Origin of the sequence: Photobacterium lutimaris, from assembly GCF_003025555.1 — a bacterium.
Lineage (GTDB): Bacteria > Pseudomonadota > Gammaproteobacteria > Enterobacterales > Vibrionaceae > Photobacterium > Photobacterium lutimaris.
Genome location: NZ_PYMH01000022.1, coordinates 12,446 through 30,486 on the forward strand (window position 1 = coordinate 12,446; position 18,041 = coordinate 30,486).

Sequence of the window (18,041 nt, forward strand, 5' to 3'; positions counted from 1 at the left end):
GCAAGTGGTGAGTGAGGCGCAGGGTAAACCTGCGCCTAGGCCATGATATGTTGCTCCAGCCAACTAAGCTTGCGTGCTTTCCAGTTGCTCCAGCCGTGCCGTCAGTGCAGCAACTTGCTGTTCCAGGGCCGCAATGCGTGCTTCGGCGCTAGGTTGCTGGTCGACTTTTTCAATTTTGGGCACCCGCGCACTCGACTTCCAGCTCTGCAATGCTTTGATGATGAGTGGCATTGGCAGGGGATCGGCCAACCTCGATTTAATTAATGCCACCGAGGGCTCTTTGCCTTCTGCAACCAAAGCATCGATAGCCTTGGTGAGGGCCTGGGTGATTTCTGAGGACATGCGGTTTCCTTGTTGCTGCCGAATAACGCTATTTTCTCAGTAACGCATCAAGCTGGTCAATGACCTCGCACCAGTCGGCATCCTGCTCTTGTGATTCCTTGAGAAAACGCTTTTGTGACGGTTGCCAGAAATTGGCTTCAGATAACTGTTCATGCTGGGCGAGTCGATGCTCGGCCAGAAAGGTTTCTATGAATGCCTTGGAATTGTTCAATCCCAATTGGCTGAATAGAGAAGCAAGGTTGTGGTTGAAGGTTTCCATGGGCACTCCTTGGCTGGCACAACGGTTTTTACTAATTATAGAGACATATTTTAGACCGCTAGCGTTGATTTATTGACTGGAAACTGCCATTCATCTCATTGCTGTGTGAGAGATCTCTTACAAGCATGTGGGACATTAAGCAGATAAACAAGGTGAATAAACCCGACGTGTGTGGATATCTTATTGTTTATTAAGTGTTTTGTTTGTTGTGTTTAGTTGTCGCTTACCTCGAGGTCAAAAGACTTTGTTTGAGGTTGCTGTTTTGTCAGCGTAGAAATCCGTATTATTAACCCTGTCGGAAGGAACTGACGGAACGGAACAGGAAATAAACCAAGGATTTGGTTAGTCTCAGGATGAGACCGGTGTACTAGGATGGTATATCGAACAAGGACTGTGAAGGGATAGCCGAGGAACGGCAAAAGGTAAGCAGGACGTTTACCAGTCAGGATGACAAAAGGACCACTTCAGGACGAAGTCAGGGACACCTCCAGGATGGATGTTGAGAGTCAGGACAGGATGGACTGACGGGTCAGGATGGCCACAGGATCACTTCAGGACGAAGTAAAAAGGACAATGCTGAAGGAATACAGCTGTCAATGGAATGATGCAGGGAGCACCATAGTAGCGGGATTGCTGCAAGTAAGACCTAAGGGCGCAACGCAAGTTGCGCCCGCTCTTTTTTGGGCAGAGAAAAGCGGCTCTATGGACCAGGGTCCTTGGACGATCACGCGCTTGTTGCTGCCCGACATGCCATCAAAACACCCTTTTAGATCTTCAGCCCCGTCTCTGAATCCCCAATCAGTATTTTACATGTATATCATCTTGTTATACTGGTTGAATGTTTGATTATTCTCTGTAATTAAAAACAAATATGGTATTTTACGCTTGTGCAACAAGGTGCAGATATGGTCTTGTTCCCTTGTGAGAGATCGCTTACAAAGCTGTGAGAATTACAAAGACCGTATTGCGAAGATAGGGATGGTGTTCTTGATTTTATCGATAATAATCAGTTGCTTGCCTGTCTCATTTTCGTCGTGAATGGGTGTTGTTTGAAATATATTGGCTGATAGTCAATTGTATGAATTAGCCAGGCGCGTAATATGGCCCTTGTCGACAGGAAAGCGGCACAGGAACGGAAACGCAGAAGGATACTGCAAGCCTAGGAAGGGCAGTGCTAACAGGCCGTTAGCTGACAAGATGTCATGGACACGGAATGGATACCGCCGGGGATCAGGATGATTGCCGTCAGGATGAGCAGGAACCCTTCAGGATGAAGGCAGGGACACCGCCAGGAAGGATGAGAGAGTCGTACAAGGACAACGCGACAGGTCAAGGATCTACCAAGGATAACCCGGGGATGGGGTTTAGGGATTACCGCTAAGGATTTAGAACAACAAGGATTGTCGCAGGGAGCACCATAGTAGCCGGACTGCTGCATGTAAGACCTAAGGGCGCAACGAAAGTTGCGCCCGTTCTTTTTTGCTTTCAAAATGCCCGTTCCAGCTTCCTTTGCGCTTGTGCTTCAGTCATATCACTGACGGTGGAATTGCCCATTTTCCATCTCATCAGTAATACTCTTTCCCTGTTGTGAGAGATCGCTTACAAGTGCGTGGGAGATTTAGGTGATAAGAGTCGGATTACGTCACCACTACGCAGTTATATTATTGTTTTAATTGCATTTTATTTTATCAGTCCGGTGTTGGGACGATATTGCCACCGATCTTTTCTCCAGCAGTCGGTACGTTCTTAGGCCGATCGGCGTATTCTTATAAGTGTCGGAAGGAGCTGACGGAACGGAACAGGAAATACCCAAGGATTGGGGAGTCTCAGGATGAGGCCGGTGTACTGGGATGGTATATCGAACAAGGACTGTGAAGGGATAGCCGAGGAGCGGCAAAAGGTAAGCAGGATGTTTACCCGTCAGGATGACACATGGACCTCTTCAGGACGAAGTCAGGGACCCCTCCAGGAAGGATGTTGAGCGTCAGGATAGGATATGCTGACAGGTCAGGACGGCCAATGGACAACTTCGGGACGAAGAATAAAAGGAATATGCTGACGGATTACAGCAATTCAACGGAATGATGCAGGGAGCATCATAGTAGCGGGACTGCTGCATGTAAGACCTAAGGGCGCAACGAAAGTTGCGCCCGTTCTTTTTTCTACTCCCCCGGCATCCTGTGGGGCGGTATGTGGATCGTCAGCAGGTGGAACCCCTTCATCACAATATGCCCCTGGTAGGCATCTTGCCCATTGGCGGAAAATTCAAACAAATAGGTGGTGTGCCATCCCCAACGGCCGTTGCGGTCACGCAGGCGGTGCTCCCCCCGTGCAGTATTGAGCAGTTGAAGCCCTAAATGCTCACAGCGTTGGGTGATAAAATAATTGGCACGCTCGGTCTGCCTACGCTGTTGCCAGAACAGGTAGCCAACAATCGCCAGTAGTAAAATACCTAACAGGTTATCCATTTCTTACATTGACTCCATTACATCCTTGTTTCCCCGGCCTTTCGACCGGGTGCGGTACTATTGTGGGCTTCGGGCATGTTGCTGAAGCTTGGTAATCGCCTCAACCAGCGCCGGATCAGCTTGTCCGTGTAGCACCTGCAACATGATGCCACGCAGCATTGGCAGCATCACCAAATCGGTAAATAGCTGATTGAACAGGGCTTGATCGCCCGTTTCAGCAAGCCGCAACAGGAAGGTACTGGCTATTTGGGGATCGGCCAGGCCATTCCAGCAGCGACCGGCGATAGCAATCAGTACCTCTGGATGGCAGAGGGCCGGTTGGGCTAGCAAGTGCTCAAGCTGTTGACGAAGCCGTGCAGTCTCAGCGCCGGAGAGGGCGCGGATCAGGGCTGAGACAAGGAATAAGTCCGGGGTATCGACGGCTGTTTCTTCATCCAGGCGCTCGGCCAGGCGAGCAGCCAGTGGCTCAGGCAGCTGGCAATGTTCCAAACAACCGAGCAAAGCATAAAGCGGGGTCAGCGGCAGGTTGCTGGTGGCTTTGCGTAGCAAGGTGGCATTGTTCTCCTGCTTGATACGGGCACACACATCGGCTAGGCCCTGCAGGCCGACACCCTGCCACTTTTCCCAGCCTTGCTCACCGGTGAGGTAGTGCTGGGCATGCTCGTAATATTGGCTGGCAGACAAAGAAAGCTGGCTGCGCAGCTGAGCGTGGAAGATAGCCATTTTGTCATCGCTTGGTTTGAAGGTATACGGATTGGCCGCTAGCTTTTCCTGCTCCTCTTCCGTCGGGGTACTATTGAGGGTTGCCCCCATCGCTTCGATAACATATTTGATGAAATCACCGACAGCCGCTTGCTTTAGCAGGCCGCGTTCATCGAGCGGTAAGCGCAGAAACCAGATCCACGGCGGATTGTCAGCTTGCCAGAATGAGATAGAAAGATGGGCATGCTGCTGCAGGGGCCATGGATAGGGCTGGCGGTTGTCCTCTACTGCCTTGAATTGCTCTACGTCGATCTCACTGACCCGGCGACCAAGGTCGAAAATCTTGTATTGGCATCCGGCATTGTCTAAGAGTTGGGTAAGGGTATGAAAATTATCCATGGGCAGTCTCAGCGCTCCTCAATCAAGGAGAACGAGTATATACCCAAACTTCATTGAGGTGGTATCCTTCGCCCCCTTGTCAAAATAACATTCATCATTTTAGAGGTTCCGTGATGGATAAATCCCGTCATTGCCAGCTGTTGCTGGATAGGCTAACTACGGTATTGCAAGAGTATGAACATTGGGACGTTGAGCTGCCACCGGCTGAGGCGCTGAGCAGTAACCAGCCGTTTGCCATTGACATCCTGCGCTGTGAGCAATGGTTGCAGTGGATATTTATTCCCAAATTGAACCACATGCTTGCCATGAAGATGGCGCTGCCAGCGGCATTTGAAATTTCCCCCTATGTTGAGGAAGCGATGAAGGAAAATAAGGGCCAAGCGGCAATCTTGGCTGTGACTCGCGAACTTGACCAATTATTTAAGAGTAAATAGTGATGGAACTCGAAATCCTTTACCGTGATGAAAACTTGGTCGCGGTCAACAAACCTGCCGGCATGCTGGTACACCGGTCTTGGCTTGATCGCCATGAGACGGTATTTGTCATGCAGACCCTGCGCGATCAAATTGGCCAGCATGTTTTTCCGCTACACCGTTTAGACCGACCGACTTCCGGTGTATTGCTGTTCGCCCTGTCGAGTGAAACCGCATCGTTGATGATGCCATTGTTCGCCGGACGGGATGTGAAAAAGACCTACCATGCCGTGGTGCGTGGCTGGGTGAAGGAAGCCGCTGTACTCGATTATCCACTCAAAGAAGAGCTGGATAAGATTGCCGATAAAAATGCCGATAAAGACAAAGAAGCCCAGTCGGCGATCACTGCCTATGCCCCGTTGGCTAACGTGGAAACCGATATTCCAGTTGGCCGCTATGCAACCAGTCGCTATTGCTTGGTAGAGATGAAGCCTGAGACTGGGCGTAAGCACCAGCTGCGTCGCCATATGCACCACCTTAGTCATCATATTATTGGCGATGTTAACCACGGTGACGGTCGCCATAACCGGATGTTCCGCGAGAATTATGACTGCCGCCGGTTGATGTTGCACGCCTCGCGCTTGCAACTGCAGCACCCCCTGACCGGTGAGGAGCTGGATATCCGCGCTGGCGTCGATGAAGCGTGGATGCGGGTAATGGATGCTTTCGGCTGGCAGGCTGCTTTGATGGCACCTACTCCCAAGTAACTTCAAATAGCCAATAAACTTGCATCTAACCGCTTAAAAGACCACATTTAATGGGTAATGGAACACAAAGGATGGTGTTGGATGATGGCAAGAGTAGGTGTATTTGTCGGCTCGGTATTCGGCGGGGCTGAAGAGGTTGCAGAAGAAGTGGTACGCTATCTGGCGGAAGCCGGCCATAAGGTTGAGCTATACTTGGAACCGACGTTGGATGAGTTCCTCGGCTACCAGCAGGATCTGGCGCTGGTGGTGTCTTCGACCACGGGGCAGGGGGAAATCCCCGATAATTTACTGCCGCTTTACCAAGCGCTAAATGATACCTTCCCGTTGGTACCCCGGCTTCGCTACGGAGTGATTGCGCTGGGTGACTCAAGCTACGGTGAAGATCGCTTTTGTGGTGGTGGACGCCAGTTTGATGAGCTGCTGGTTCAATTGCAGGCCAAGCCTTTGACAGAGAGGCTGGATGTGGATGCGTGCGTTAACTTCGATGCGCTGGAAGTGGCCATGCCGTGGCTTGAGAGCTGGGCCAAGCAGGCTGATGCAGCCTAACGTTGGTTGGTGACGGTGTTGTTGTGATAAGAGCCCTTAATTGGGCTCTTTGTATTATTGGCCGCGGTAGATCATTTTAGCTTGTCCAGATCGGCCTCGATCTCGGCGATCTTGTGGCTAACCACTTGCTCTAGGTGACGCAGGTCACCAAGGATCTTCTTCTTAATATCAACTTCACTATGCTTTTTGTTGGTGATGCGATCAAGCTCATCGATGATAAATGTCAGAGTGCGGTTGATCTCCGTGACTTCCTTGTATTCCCGGCTCCCGCTGTTGACCATGACGGTTTTACGCTGGCGGGGAAATTTGAACTTCACGCTTTTGGCAAAGAGCTCACCTTTTTGCTTGGCAAAGTAGATTTTTAAAATGTCATTGGCGGCTTCCTGCCGCAGGCTGTAGCGTTCAATCGTTTCCGGCTTTTCAATGCCGATGGCTGTGAGGTTGGGGTACATACAGGCCTCGTGCTTCTGTTATTGGTGTTGATATTGGCGTTTTGTTGTTCTTGTTGTTGGTTTGGCAACGGGAGTGACTGTCGCTAGCCTTCCCGTTGTCTTTTGTTATTGTTTTTCTAGTCGCTCTATAAGCGCATCCCTCAGCTGTACTTGTTGCTCTTCGCTAAGTTGCTCGCCGTCTTTATTGGTGACGATAAAAAAATCTTCTGCCCGCTCACCGATGGTGGTGATTTTAGCGGCTTGTAAGCTGATATGCTGTCGGGCAAACACCGAGCCGACCCGGGCCAATAACCCCGGCATATCCAGTGCGACCAGCTCGATCATGGTTTTCTTTCCCGATTTTGTTGGCAGGAAGTCAACCTTGGTTTTGACGTTGAAGTGCTGCAGTTTGTAGGGTGGACGTTTCTTCTTTCGATCGGACTTCATGTGGGTCAGGGCGTTGACCAGTGCCCGGCGCACCGTCTGGTGGCGGCTTTCACTCAGGGCCTTGCCGGTAGGATCAAGCACCATGAAGGTATCGAGGGCAAAACCATCCTTGCTGGTCATGACCTGGGCATCGTGAACACTGAGGTTTTTCTTGTCTAGCTCGGAGACAACGATAGCAAATAATTTTGCTTTGTCGCGACAGTAAACAAAGACTTCAGTACCGCCACGGGTCGGTTTTTGGCTGATCAAGATCAGAGGCTTACTATGATCCTCATGCTTGAGGATAGCTTCGGCATGCCAGGCGATTTGCTTGTGGGTATGGCGCAGGAAATAGTCTGCCTTAAAGCGCTGCCACAACACTTCGATATCGCGAGGCGCAAACCCCTCGCTCCGCAGCAGGGCTGAAGCCATCTGTTGGTTGTGGCGGATCCGCTCACGAATATCGGGCGGGTTTTCCAGCCCGCGGCGCAGGGCTTTCTGGGTCGAGTAATACAGCTCGGCCAGTAGGGTACGCTTCCAGCTGTTCCACAATTCTTGGTTGGTAGCGCAAATATCAGCCACAGTGAGGCAGACCAGGTGATCGAGCCGTTCTTCGTCACGGACTTCCTTGGCAAACTCGGTGATCACTTCAGGATCGTAGATATCACGGCGCTGGGCGGTGACCGACATCAGCAAGTGCTGGTTGACCAGCCATTTGACCAGGTTGGCCTCGGGTTTGGACAAGCCGTGCTGCAGGCAGAAATCATAGGCATCGACGCCGCCGAGCTCGGAGTGATCGCCGCCGCGTCCTTTGGCTATATCATGGAAGATGGCCGCGAGTAGGAGGATCTCTTTCTTGGCAACCCTAGGATACACTTCGCAGCAGATCGGGTGTCGATCCCGGTTAATCGGATCGTTGAATTTATTGAGGTTCTTGAGCAGCCTGACGGTATGCTCATCGACAGTATAGACATGGAACAGATCAAACTGCATCTGACCGACAATCTGGCTCCATTGTGGCAGGTAGGCAGACAGCACACCATGGCGATGCATTAGGCGGAAGGCTTTTTGCAGACAGTTTGGTTGACGAACCAGCTCCATGAATTTATCCCGCGCTGCTGGGATCTCAATCAGAAAACGGTTAAGTCGGCGGCGGGCGGTACGCAGTTGTCGAAGGGTCGGGGCGGCAATCCCTTCTATCTGTGAGTTACGGGCAACATGCAGGAACATATCGAGGATAGTTTCCGGCCTCGCTTGGAATAGTGCCGGTTTTGTTGCCTCGATAAGGTGGCCACGCAACTGGAAATCGTCATCAAGTACGATGGCATCGGGGGCAGTACCCTTATTCAGAATGGCCTGATCAAACAGCTGCAGTAACATTTTGTTGAGCTCGGCAACACGGCGCAGGGTACGGTAGAAATCTTTCATCATCATTTCGACCCCGCGGTTGCCCTCACCCTGGTAGCCCAGCAACTCTGCCACTGAGGCTTGGTGGCCGAAGGTCAGGCGGTTGTCATAGCGACGTAGCTCGCTATGGAGGGCAAAGCGGATCCGCCACAACGAGTCTTGGCATTCGACCAACTCACGGTATTCGGCATCGGTCAGGAAGCCAAAGCGGCTCATTTCAAGCAGGCTGGTGGCCCCAAAATGACGGCGGGCCACCCAGCTCAAGGTGTGGATGTCGCGCAGGCCTCCGGGACTGGATTTGATGTCCGGTTCAAGGTTATAGGTGGTATCGTGATAGCGGGCATGGCGGGTTTTCTGTTCGTCCAGCTTGGCTTGGTAGAATTGCTCGCTGGGCCAGAAATTACCGTCGTTAAGCCGCTCTTCCAGCTGCTGGTAGGTCTCTGGGTTGCCGCATAGCCAGCGTGACTCCTGCAGGTTAGTTGCCACCGTCAGATCATCAAGGCCAATCGTAATGCACTCATCAATTGTACGGACACTGTGGCCGACATCGAGCTTGAGATCCCACAGCAGGGTGAGGAAGGCACTGATCGTGCTGCCGGTGTTATCGTCAATTGGTGCCTGGCTGAGGATAAGGATGTCGACATCCGACAGGGGATGTAACTCGCCGCGTCCATAACCACCGACGGCAACTAGGGCCAGCGTTGGGTGCTCGGTAAGGCCAAAGTGCTGCCACAGTCGGTCGAGTAGGTGGTCGGTATAGCGTGATCGGGCTTCGACCAAATTCGTTACCGGGGTATGGGCCAGAAACTGGGCCTTCTGGCTGTCGGTAAACTGATCCAGCTCTTGGCGGAGCTGCTCTGGCGCCATGGGGTCAACCTGTTCGGTTGTTGGGTGAGAAATAGGATCTGTCATTGCCGTCCGTGCATAGTCAATACTCTTGATATAACCCTATCACGGTCGGGACTGATAGCAATAAAAAAGCCGACCCAAAGGTCGGCTCAGAGAATCTTCAATCATGCTAAGGCGTGACTTAGTTATTCATCAGACGCGGGATAGTGTCATCGCTACGCAGAGTCAACACTTCACAGCCCGTTTCAGTCACTACAATCGTGTGTTCGTACTGCGCTGATTTTTTGCCATCGCCCGTGTAAACCGTCCAGTCATCGGCGGCATCAACGGTGCAACCGAATTTACCGGCATTGATCATCGGTTCGATAGTGAAACACATACCGGCCTTGAGTACCGAGCGGTCGCTATTGCGGTAGTGTACAACCTGAGGCTCTTCGTGGAATTCACTGCCGATACCGTGGCCGCAGAAATCTTTAACAATTGAATACTTGTTTAAAGGATTCTTCTTGTTGTTGTCTTTGATGAACTTCTCAATCGCGGTACCGATATCACCTACGCGGGCGCCTGGCTTGACCTTGCGCATACCCACATACAAGGCTTCCTGAGTGACGCGGCAGAGACGCTTGTCCGCAGGCGTTACATCGCCGACCAGGAACATTTTTGACGTATCGCCATGGTAGCCCGTTGGACGTACGCTCAAATCGGCATTTTCGTCATTCGGTACAATGACCGTGATATCAACATTGATGATATCGCCGTTCTTGAGAACAGCTGGTTTCATCTGGCCGTTGCTCCCCATCTCATCCTGGCTGGCAGGAATGCCGTGGCATACGATGTGGTTGATAGACGTACAGATAGACTTTGGAAAACCGTGGTAATCAAGTGGGGCCGAGTAGGCGCCTTTCTCCAACGCATAATCATGACAGATTTGGTTTAGCTCGTCTGTCGTCACACCTTCTTTGATGTGAGGTTCGATCATTTCCAGCACTTCAGCGGCCAAACGGCCGGCTGCGCGCATTTTTTCGATCTCTTCAGCCGTTTTGATCTTGATGCTCATTCAGTCTTCTCTATTTGTTTGTTACCTCTTCATTATATGGTAACAGTGAGGGGGCTGGATGGAAACCAAGTTTAGGTACAATCACTGAATTGAAAACATTGGGACTGGATTTTAGTAAGGGAAATATGGTATAAAGCGCGCCGTAATTGGATGATTGAGTTTCGACCCAGTCATGCCGGTTACACTAAACTTTAATTAATCATTCACACATATCGGCACGTCTTCCGGGGTGCCCAGCAGCTTTTCGCGAAGCTGTAACGCCTTTGGCGTTGTCTGGGTCGGTAAGATGGGGTATGTGGACGCCTAACCCCATAGAGGATTATTCAATGGCAACTGTATCAATGCGCGACATGCTTAAGGCTGGTGTACACTTCGGTCACCAAACTCGTTACTGGAACCCAAAGATGAAGCCATTCATCTTCGGTGCTCGTAACAAGGTACATATCATCAACCTTGAGAAAACTGTACCAATGTTCAACGACGCTCTTGCAGAAATCAACAAGATTGCTGCTCGCAAGGGTAAAGTTCTTTTTGTTGGTACTAAGCGTGCAGCCAGCGAATCTATCAAAGAAGCTGCAGTTAACTGTGACCAGTACTACGTAAACAACCGCTGGTTGGGTGGTATGCTGACTAACTGGAAAACTGTTCGTCAGTCAATCAAGCGTCTTAAAGATCTTGAAACTCAGTCTACAGACGGTACTTTCGACAAGCTAACCAAGAAAGAAGCGCTAATGCGTACTCGTGAAATGGAAAAGCTTGAGAAGTCTCTAGGCGGTATCAAGAACATGGGCGGCCTACCAGACGCAATGTTCGTAATCGATGCTGATCACGAGCACATCGCTATTAAAGAAGCGAACAACCTGGGTATCCCTGTATTTGCTGTTGTAGATACTAACTCTAACCCAGATGGCGTTGACTTCGTTGTTCCTGGTAACGATGATGCAATCCGTTCTATCCAGCTTTACACTGGTGCTGTTGCTCAAACTGTTACTGAAGCTCGCAACCAAGATATCGTTGTTCAAGCTGAACAAGACGGTTTCGTAGAAGCTGAATAATAACCAGCTCTTTGAGCATCTTAAGTTACCTTGTGTAAACTAAGTATGGTTACCAGGGGCCTATTGTCGGCCCCTGATTTTTATATCAAGTATTTAAACTGAGGATATAACGATGGCAACAGTTACAGCTGCCCTAGTTAAAGAACTGCGCGAACGTACTGGCGCAGGCATGATGGAATGTAAAAAAGCGCTTGTTGAAGCGAACGCTGACATTGAACTAGCGATCGAAAACATGCGTAAGAGCGGTGCTGCTAAGGCTGCTAAAAAAGCAGGTAACGTTGCTGCTGAAGGTACAATCCTAATCAAAGACGCTGACGGCGTTGCAGCACTTCTTGAAGTTAACTGCCAAACTGACTTCGTAGCGAAAGATGCAAACTTCCTAGCATTTGCTAACGAAGTTCTAGAAGCCGCTCTAACTGAGCGTCTAGACATCGCTGCACTTCAAGCTAAGTTCGAAGACGCGCGTATCGCTCTAGTTGCGAAAATCGGTGAGAACATCTCTATCCGTCGCGTTGAGTTCATCGAAGGTGCTAAAGTTGGTTCTTACCGTCACGGCGACCGTATCGGTGTTGTTGTTGCTGGTGAAGCTGACGAAGAAACTATCAAGCACGTTGCAATGCACGTTGCTGCATCTAAGCCTGAGTTCGTTAACCCAGAAGACGTACCAGCTGACGTAGTTGAGAAAGAGAAAGAAATTCAAGTAGCTATCGCTGTTGAATCTGGCAAGCCTCAAGAGATTGCAGAGAAAATGGTTGTTGGCCGTATGAAGAAATTCACCGGTGAAGTTTCTCTAACTGGTCAAGCATTCATCATGGACCCATCTCAAACTGTTGGTCAGATGCTGAAAGCTAAAGGCGCTACTGTAACTAACTTCATCCGCCTAGAAGTTGGTGAAGGTATCGAGAAAGCTCAAGAAATGAGCTTCGCCGAAGAAGTAGCAGCAGTACAGAAGGGTTAATCCTTCTTGCTAAGAACTCCAAAGACCGTAGCCTAGGCTGCGGTCTTTTTACAACTCCGTTTCTATATTTGTAAGCCTGGAAGGTAAACTAATGACCACGAATCCTAAACCGACTTATCAACGTATTCTACTCAAACTCAGTGGGGAAGCACTGCAGGGCGACGAAGGTTTTGGTATTGATGCACAAGTTCTTGACCGTATGGCTCAGGAAATCAAAGAACTGATTGAACTCGGTGTACAGGTTGGCCTTGTTATTGGTGGTGGTAACCTGTTCCGTGGTGCAGGCCTAGCTGAAGCAGGTATGAACCGAGTTGTGGGCGATCACATGGGTATGCTAGCAACCGTGATGAACGGTTTGGCAATGCGTGATGCGCTACACCGTGCCTATGTGAACGCTCGAGTAATGTCAGCCATTCCTCTTAATGGTGTTTGTGACAACTACAACTGGGCTGATGCGATTAGCCAGTTGCGCCAGGGCCGTGTAGTCATCTTCTCTGCTGGTACCGGTAACCCGTTCTTTACTACGGACTCTGCTGCATGTTTGCGTGGTATCGAAATCGAAGCGGATGTTGTGTTGAAAGCAACAAAAGTTGACGGTGTGTTCACAGATGACCCAGTTAAGAACCCAGATGCTGTTCTTTGTGATAAGCTAAGCTTTCAGGATGTTCTTGAGAAAGAACTGAAAGTAATGGATCTGGCCGCATTTACGCTTGCTCGCGATCACAGCATGCCAATTCGCGTGTTCAACATGAACAAACCTGGTTCCCTACGCCGCGTGGTGATGGGTGAGCAGGAAGGTACGTTGATCTCTAACGACTAAGTCTTGCGAGTAAGTGACGCCACTTATTCTTATCGGGAGCGCCTAGGCTCCCGTCTTTACCGAATCATTAAGGGTATTAATCGTGATTGATGCAATCAAACAAGATGCGCAAGAGCGCATGGGCAAAAGCGTTGAAGCGCTGAAAAACCAACTGGCTAAAGTACGTACTGGTCGTGCACACCCAAGCCTGCTAGACACTATCTACGTTGAGTATTACGGTGCAAACACGCCGCTTAAGCAGCTGGCAAACGTTGTTGCTGAAGACTCTCGTACTCTGGCTATCACGGTATTCGACAAAGAGCTAACGCAGAAAGTTGAAAAAGCGATCATGATGTCTGATCTGGGTCTTAACCCAATGTCAGCCGGTACTGTGATCCGCGTTCCATTGCCACCGCTTACAGAAGAGCGCCGTCGTGATCTGGTTAAGATCGTTCGCGCTGAAGCAGAGCAGGGCCGTGTTGCTATCCGTAACATTCGCCGTGACGCCAACGCAGACGTAAAAGCGCTTCTTAAAGATAAAGAAATCTCTGAAGATGACGACCGTCGCGCTCAGGACGATATCCAGAAGCTGACTGATGCAGCGGTTAAGGACATCGAAGTGATCCTAGAAGTGAAAGAAAAAGAGCTAATGGAAGTTTAAGGCCTGGCCTTAATTCGATAGCTTGATATGGTTTAGGGCGCTGTGCGTGCAGCACAGCGCTTTTTTTTGAGGGATATGTATGGCAGAGCATACAATCGATACTGCGCTTGGTACTGATAGTTTGCCAAAGCACGTTGCCGTAATTATGGATGGCAATGGTCGCTGGGCAAAAGCCAAGGGCAAACCTCGAGTGTTTGGCCACAAGGCCGGCGTTGAAGCTGTACGTAAGACTGTCTCGACCGCGAGTCGCTTGGGGATTCAGGTTGTCACTCTGTTTGCTTTTAGCAGTGAGAACTGGCGACGCCCCGAGGATGAAGTCTCCTTGCTGATGGAATTGTTCATGACGGTACTTAGTCGTGAAGTGAAGCGCCTGCACAAGAACAATATTCGCTTGCGCATTGTCGGTGACACCCGCCGATTCAGCGAGCGCCTGCAGAAGAAAATCGCAGATGCAGAAGCCTTGACCGCCGACAATACCGGTTTGGTGCTGAACGTGGCAGCCAACTATGGTGGTCAGTGGGATATTTTACAGGCAGCCAAGCGGCTTGTTCTGCAAGCGTCCGAGCAGGGATTAACAGAATCTGATATCACTGAAGATATGTTGGCTTCAGGGTTATCCACAGCCGGCTTACCCGATGTCGATCTTCTGATCCGTACCAGTGGGGAATGCCGAATCAGTAATTTCATGCTGTGGCAGGCGGCGTACGCCGAACTTTACTTCACCGAGCAGCACTGGCCAGATTTCGATGAGCAAAGCCTTGTCGAGGCTGTTGCTTGGTTTGTTAACCGGGAACGCCGTTTTGGCTGCACGGGTGAGCAAATTCATGCATTGATGAATAAGTAATTTTTCGCTCGTCAGCGCTAGCAGGATTATGTATTTTATAGGGCATCTGGCTATGGTCTTGATGCCTTTTCTACTGGTAACCGGATTACCAAAACACCGTAGCCGATGGGCTCGGTCACAATAGAAAAATGAGAGGACGCAGTTTGCTTAAGCAACGTATTATCACCGCAGTCATTCTCGCTCCCCTAGTTATTGCAGGAATTTTCCTTTTGCCTTTTCCTGCCTTTGTTGCAGCCCTTGCGGCAATTACCCTACTGGGTTTCTGGGAGTGGACACAATTTGTTGAAACAAAATCGCGCCTTGTCGCGATGATCATACCGGCAGCAGCCATGCTTGTTTCGCTGGTCGCTATGCCAACCGATGTTGAAGCCTTGTCTGCGCTGGCATCATCCCACCAGGCCATGTTGCTGGTGGGTGGGCTATGGTGGATTGTCGCCTCGGCATTGGCGATCAGCTATCCAGGCAGTACCAAATTCTGGTCAACCGTCCCTCCTCTAAAGCACCTCTTTGGTTTGTTGACCCTGCTACCTTTCTTCTGGGGGGTGTTGATGCTCCGGGCCGTTAATTACCTCGACAATCCCTATCATGGTGCCAAACTGGTACTGTTGGTCTGCTTCTTGGTGTGGGCCGCTGATACTGGCGCTTATTTCTCCGGTAAGCGGTTTGGTAAACACAAGATGGCGCCGGCAGTGAGCCCGAATAAGACGATTGAAGGCTTAGTCGGCGGTGCGGTCTTGGCTGTAGCAGTCACCTGGGGCGGCGCGGCACTGATGGACATTCCGTTTGCTAGCCTGTCCAGTTTGCTACTGATTGCGGTCGTGACGGTGGTTGCCTCGGTGTTGGGTGACTTGGTTGAGAGCATGTTCAAGCGTGCGTCAGGCATTAAAGACAGCGGTAATATCTTGCCTGGCCACGGTGGTATTCTTGACCGAATTGATAGCCTGACAGCCGCCCTTCCTGTTTTTGCCCTACTGTATTTATGGTTAGTGTAGGCTAACCTCCTTTTCTGGCCGGCAGTGTGAGTCATGACTGACTTGTTTGCTGCCGGCTTGAGTGCCATGCTCAATTGGCCTGTCAATGATTGTTTATTGTTAAGTGATAGTATGCGTAAGTTAACGATTCTTGGTGCGACGGGATCTATAGGGAGCAGCACATTGGCTGTTGCTGCACAGAATCCTGAGTTGTTTGACGTTGTTGCATTGGCTGCGGGAAGCAATAGCCAGAAAATGTTTGAGCTGTGTCGATTGTGGCAACCGAAATATGCGGCGATGGCCTCGGAGGGTGCCGCGGCGGAACTACGCATTCTACTTAAACAGCAAGGGCTGGCTACCGAGGTATTGGCCGGCGAGGCCGGCTTGTGCCAGGTTGCTTCGCTTGATGAGATTGACACCGTGATGGCGGCGATTGTCGGGGCTGCAGGCCTGCTACCAACCATGGCAGGGGTCAAGGCCGGCAAGCGTATTTTGTTGGCCAACAAAGAAGCTTTGGTGATGTCCGGCCAGATGTTTATCGATGCCTGCCGCGAGTACGGTGCCGAGCTATTGCCGGTAGACAGCGAGCATAATGCCATTTTCCAAAGCCTGCCAGAGCAGGTGCAGCGTGCGATGGGGTATTGTGATCTTGATGCTGCTGGGGTGAGTAAGATTCTGCTGACTGGCTCAGGCGGCCCGTTCCGTTATACCGAGATCAGCGAACTGGCCGCGGTGACGCCTGCGATGGCCATAGCCCACCCGAATTGGTCGATGGGGCCGAAAATCTCGGTTGACTCGGCCACCATGATGAACAAGGGACTGGAGTTTATCGAGGCCCGCTGGCTGTTCAACGCCTCGCGTGAGCAGATGGATGTGATTATTCACCCGCAGTCGGTTATCCACTCCATGGTGCAGTATAAAGACGGCTCTGTCCTGGCCCAAATGGGGTTACCTGATATGAGAACCCCGATTGCCTGTGCGATGTCCTATCCTGAAAGAGTAGAGGCGGGTGTTGCGCCGCTTGATTTTAGTCAGGTCGGTGAGTTTACCTTCTTAAAGCCGGACTTTGCCCGCTATCCTTGCCTGAAGCTGGCGATGGATGCTTGCTTCAGTGGCCAGGCTGCCACCACGACCCTCAATGCTGCTAATGAAGAAGCTGTCGCTGCATTTTTGGGGAACCGCCTAGGCTTTACCGATATTGCCAAGGTTAATCGTCAAGTCATGGATTCTGCGGCGCTGATGGAGCCAGCCGACTTGGAAAGCGTGCTTGAGCTGGATAGAATAGCCAGAGTCTTGGCACAGGAAGTAATACGTAAGGTAGCGTTATGACAGGAATATTATGGAACCTAGGCGCGTTTCTGCTTGCCCTTGGAATACTCATTGCCGTTCACGAATATGGACATTTCTGGGTGGCACGTCGCTGCGGGGTCTATGTCGAGAAATTCTCTATCGGCTTTGGTAAGGCGCTGTGGCGTAAAGTAGGGAAAGACGGTACCGAATATACCCTGGCGATGATCCCGCTGGGTGGCTACGTCAAGATGCTCGATGAGCGTGTCGAGCCGGTTGAATCTGAACGCCGCCATATGGCCTTCAACAACAAGAAACTGTGGCAGCGTAGCGCTATTGTTGCGGCAGGCCCGATGGCGAACTTTGTGTTTGCCATTTTTGCTTACTGGGTTGTTTATCTGATCGGTGTCCCTGCGGTGAAGCCGGTTATTGGCGAAATAGCTCCACAATCGATAGCTGCCAAAGCAGGAATTGAAGGTGGAATGGAACTAAAGACCGTTTCAGGAATCAAAACCGCAGAATGGGAATCCGTTAATATGGCGATGATCTCCCACATCGGCGACAAAGAAATGGTCGTGACCGTGACCGCGCCGGGTACCAGCTACGAAGTGGTAAAGCACCTCGATTTGTCGGACTGGTCATTTGACCCGGAAAGTGAGCGGGTGTTGACGACATTGGGGATCACCCCATACTCGCCTAAAATTACGCTGGTCATTTCACAACTTGTGGAAGACGGAGCAGCAATCTCCGCTGGATTGCGCTTAAATGACGAAATTATTGCAATCGGCGGTGAAAGCGTAACCGAGTGGCAACAGGTCGTGGATGCCGTGCGATCCCATCCTCAGCAGATGCTGACAATGGTGGTGTTACGTGACGGTGTGCCGGTGACCTTGTCCTTGACCCCAGAGGCAAAAGCTGAGGGAGATGAGCTTGTCGGCTATGCAGGGTTTGCACCAAATGTTGACCCATGGCCTGAATCGTACCGCATAAACTTGCAGTATGGACCGATTGAGGCGGTGGGCAAAGCTGCGGAGAAAACGTGGCAACTCGTGACACTGACCTTTGATATGGTGACTAAACTTGTCACCGGTGATGTCGCAATGAAAAATTTGAGTGGCCCGATTTCGATTGCCAAAGGGGCAGGGATGACCGCCGATTACGGCATGGTGTATTTTCTGGGCTTTTTGGCTTTGATCAGTGTCAACCTGGGGATTGTCAACCTGTTGCCGCTTCCAGTATTGGATGGTGGGCATTTGATGTTTTTTGCCATCGAAGCGGTAACACGTCGTCCTGTTTCTGAACGTGTTCAGGATATAGGCTATAGAGTGGGCTCAGCCATTTTGGTTGCATTAATGGCTGTTGCGCTATTCAATGATTTTACCCGCCTTTAATAAGAGCGT

General features: G+C 50.7%; 19 protein-coding genes. 12 read left to right on the top strand and 7 right to left on the bottom strand.

Translation table 11 applies throughout. From position 1 onward, the window contains the following. Nucleotides 1–63: 63 nt before the first annotated feature. Both C9I99_RS25600 and C9I99_RS25605 read right to left on the bottom strand, forming a co-directional pair. Nucleotides 64–342, bottom strand: coding sequence for a hypothetical protein (locus C9I99_RS25600; RefSeq protein WP_107351668.1), 279 nt, complete (start codon nt 340–342; stop codon nt 64–66). 28 nt (nt 343–370) lie between these two features. Beyond that, nucleotides 371–601 (bottom strand): DUF2789 domain-containing protein, encoded by a 231-nt coding sequence (locus C9I99_RS25605; protein ID WP_107351669.1) that lies wholly within the window; start codon nt 599–601, stop codon nt 371–373. 1,213 nt (nt 602–1,814) lie between these two features. Here C9I99_RS25605 and C9I99_RS27280 point away from each other — a divergent pair. Next, the gene (locus C9I99_RS27280) at nt 1,815–1,982 is read left to right on the top strand and encodes a hypothetical protein (RefSeq protein WP_166645516.1); all 168 of its coding nucleotides are present in this window, start codon (nt 1,815–1,817) and stop codon (nt 1,980–1,982) included. Nucleotides 1,983–2,763: 781 nt separating this feature from the next. Here the strand turns inward: C9I99_RS27280 and C9I99_RS25615 are convergent. After that, complete coding sequence (locus tag C9I99_RS25615) at nt 2,764–3,069, bottom strand: DUF3301 domain-containing protein (RefSeq protein WP_107351671.1); 306 nt, start codon at nt 3,067–3,069, stop codon at nt 2,764–2,766. 57 nt (nt 3,070–3,126) lie between these two features. Then, complete coding sequence (locus C9I99_RS25620; protein ID WP_166645517.1) at nt 3,127–4,170, bottom strand: DUF3549 family protein; 1,044 nt, start codon at nt 4,168–4,170, stop codon at nt 3,127–3,129. A 113-nt stretch (nt 4,171–4,283) separates the two neighbouring features. Between C9I99_RS25620 and C9I99_RS25625 the strand changes: the two genes are divergently transcribed. The 3 genes from C9I99_RS25625 to C9I99_RS25635 all read left to right on the top strand — a co-directional run bounded on the left by C9I99_RS25625 (nt 4,284) and on the right by C9I99_RS25635 (nt 5,896). Beyond that, the gene (locus C9I99_RS25625; RefSeq protein WP_107351673.1) at nt 4,284–4,604 is read left to right on the top strand and encodes a YqcC family protein; all 321 of its coding nucleotides are present in this window, start codon (nt 4,284–4,286) and stop codon (nt 4,602–4,604) included. A 2-nt stretch (nt 4,605–4,606) separates the two neighbouring features. Then, on the top strand, nt 4,607–5,350 hold the full coding sequence (gene truC, locus C9I99_RS25630; protein WP_107351674.1) for a tRNA pseudouridine(65) synthase TruC: 744 nt from the start codon (nt 4,607–4,609) through the stop codon (nt 5,348–5,350). An 81-nt stretch (nt 5,351–5,431) separates the two neighbouring features. Then, a complete protein-coding gene (locus C9I99_RS25635; RefSeq protein WP_243734696.1) occupies nt 5,432–5,896 on the top strand; it encodes a flavodoxin in 465 nt (154 codons plus the stop codon). 71 nt (nt 5,897–5,967) lie between these two features. Here the strand turns inward: C9I99_RS25635 and C9I99_RS25640 are convergent, their stop codons facing one another. The 3 genes from C9I99_RS25640 to map all read right to left on the bottom strand — a co-directional run bounded on the left by C9I99_RS25640 (nt 5,968) and on the right by map (nt 10,066). Then, nucleotides 5,968–6,348 carry a DUF3461 family protein gene (locus tag C9I99_RS25640; RefSeq protein ID WP_107351675.1) on the bottom strand — a complete coding sequence of 127 codons (381 nt, stop codon included), beginning with the start codon at nt 6,346–6,348 and terminating at the stop codon, nt 5,968–5,970. A 105-nt stretch (nt 6,349–6,453) separates the two neighbouring features. Then, a complete protein-coding gene (gene glnD / locus C9I99_RS25645) occupies nt 6,454–9,027 on the bottom strand; it encodes a bifunctional uridylyltransferase/uridylyl-removing protein GlnD (RefSeq protein WP_420849267.1) in 2,574 nt (857 codons plus the stop codon). A 163-nt stretch (nt 9,028–9,190) separates the two neighbouring features. Then, nucleotides 9,191–10,066, bottom strand: a complete 876-nt coding sequence (gene map, locus C9I99_RS25650) for a type I methionyl aminopeptidase (protein WP_107351677.1) — start codon at nt 10,064–10,066, stop codon at nt 9,191–9,193. A gap of 326 nt (nt 10,067–10,392) precedes the next feature. On the opposite strand from map, the gene rpsB reads away from it, so the two are divergent. The 8 genes from rpsB (at nt 10,393) to rseP (ending at nt 18,032) form a co-directional block, all read left to right on the top strand. Then, the gene (gene rpsB / locus C9I99_RS25655; protein ID WP_107351678.1) at nt 10,393–11,121 is read left to right on the top strand and encodes a 30S ribosomal protein S2; all 729 of its coding nucleotides are present in this window, start codon (nt 10,393–10,395) and stop codon (nt 11,119–11,121) included. 112 nt (nt 11,122–11,233) lie between these two features. After that, nucleotides 11,234–12,079 (top strand): translation elongation factor Ts, encoded by an 846-nt coding sequence (gene tsf / locus C9I99_RS25660; RefSeq protein WP_107351679.1) that lies wholly within the window; start codon nt 11,234–11,236, stop codon nt 12,077–12,079. Nucleotides 12,080–12,170: 91 nt separating this feature from the next. Further along, nucleotides 12,171–12,899 (top strand): UMP kinase, encoded by a 729-nt coding sequence (gene pyrH / locus C9I99_RS25665; RefSeq protein ID WP_107351680.1) that lies wholly within the window; start codon nt 12,171–12,173, stop codon nt 12,897–12,899. An 82-nt stretch (nt 12,900–12,981) separates the two neighbouring features. Continuing rightward, a complete protein-coding gene (frr, locus tag C9I99_RS25670; RefSeq protein WP_107351681.1) occupies nt 12,982–13,539 on the top strand; it encodes a ribosome recycling factor in 558 nt (185 codons plus the stop codon). Between the two features lie 79 nt (nt 13,540–13,618). Further along, nucleotides 13,619–14,383, top strand: coding sequence for an undecaprenyl pyrophosphate synthase (locus C9I99_RS25675; protein WP_107351682.1), 765 nt, complete (start codon nt 13,619–13,621; stop codon nt 14,381–14,383). A gap of 143 nt (nt 14,384–14,526) precedes the next feature. Then, nucleotides 14,527–15,375 (top strand): phosphatidate cytidylyltransferase, encoded by an 849-nt coding sequence (locus C9I99_RS25680; protein WP_107351683.1) that lies wholly within the window; start codon nt 14,527–14,529, stop codon nt 15,373–15,375. A 111-nt stretch (nt 15,376–15,486) separates the two neighbouring features. Then, nucleotides 15,487–16,683, top strand: a complete 1,197-nt coding sequence (gene ispC, locus C9I99_RS25685; protein WP_107351712.1) for a 1-deoxy-D-xylulose-5-phosphate reductoisomerase — start codon at nt 15,487–15,489, stop codon at nt 16,681–16,683. After that, entirely contained in the window at nt 16,680–18,032 is a 1,353-nt protein-coding gene (gene rseP / locus C9I99_RS25690) for a sigma E protease regulator RseP (protein ID WP_107351684.1), read from the top strand. The genes ispC and rseP overlap by 4 nt, the downstream gene beginning before the upstream one ends. Nucleotides 18,033–18,041 lie beyond the last annotated feature (9 nt).

Excerpts from the sequence above, each read along its gene's own strand:
- C9I99_RS25600 (WP_107351668.1), bottom strand. The coding sequence starts at position 342 with ATGTCCTCAGAAATCACCCAGGCCCTCACCAAGGCTATCGATGCTTTG.
- C9I99_RS25605 (WP_107351669.1), bottom strand. The coding sequence starts at position 601 with ATGGAAACCTTCAACCACAACCTTGCTTCTCTATTCAGCCAATTGGGA.
- C9I99_RS27280 (WP_166645516.1), top strand. The coding sequence starts at position 1,815 with ATGGATACCGCCGGGGATCAGGATGATTGCCGTCAGGATGAGCAGGAA.
- C9I99_RS25615 (WP_107351671.1), bottom strand. The coding sequence starts at position 3,069 with ATGGATAACCTGTTAGGTATTTTACTACTGGCGATTGTTGGCTACCTG.
- C9I99_RS25620 (WP_166645517.1), bottom strand. The coding sequence starts at position 4,170 with ATGGATAATTTTCATACCCTTACCCAACTCTTAGACAATGCCGGATGC.
- C9I99_RS25625 (WP_107351673.1), top strand. The coding sequence starts at position 4,284 with ATGGATAAATCCCGTCATTGCCAGCTGTTGCTGGATAGGCTAACTACG.
- truC (WP_107351674.1), top strand. The coding sequence starts at position 4,607 with ATGGAACTCGAAATCCTTTACCGTGATGAAAACTTGGTCGCGGTCAAC.
- C9I99_RS25635 (WP_243734696.1), top strand. The coding sequence starts at position 5,432 with ATGATGGCAAGAGTAGGTGTATTTGTCGGCTCGGTATTCGGCGGGGCT.
- C9I99_RS25640 (WP_107351675.1), bottom strand. The coding sequence starts at position 6,348 with ATGTACCCCAACCTCACAGCCATCGGCATTGAAAAGCCGGAAACGATT.
- glnD (WP_420849267.1), bottom strand. The coding sequence starts at position 9,027 with ATGGCGCCAGAGCAGCTCCGCCAAGAGCTGGATCAGTTTACCGACAGC.
- map (WP_107351677.1), bottom strand. The coding sequence starts at position 10,066 with ATGAGCATCAAGATCAAAACGGCTGAAGAGATCGAAAAAATGCGCGCA.
- rpsB (WP_107351678.1), top strand. The coding sequence starts at position 10,393 with ATGGCAACTGTATCAATGCGCGACATGCTTAAGGCTGGTGTACACTTC.
- tsf (WP_107351679.1), top strand. The coding sequence starts at position 11,234 with ATGGCAACAGTTACAGCTGCCCTAGTTAAAGAACTGCGCGAACGTACT.
- pyrH (WP_107351680.1), top strand. The coding sequence starts at position 12,171 with ATGACCACGAATCCTAAACCGACTTATCAACGTATTCTACTCAAACTC.
- C9I99_RS25675 (WP_107351682.1), top strand. The coding sequence starts at position 13,619 with ATGGCAGAGCATACAATCGATACTGCGCTTGGTACTGATAGTTTGCCA.
- ispC (WP_107351712.1), top strand. The coding sequence starts at position 15,487 with ATGCGTAAGTTAACGATTCTTGGTGCGACGGGATCTATAGGGAGCAGC.
- rseP (WP_107351684.1), top strand. The coding sequence starts at position 16,680 with ATGACAGGAATATTATGGAACCTAGGCGCGTTTCTGCTTGCCCTTGGA.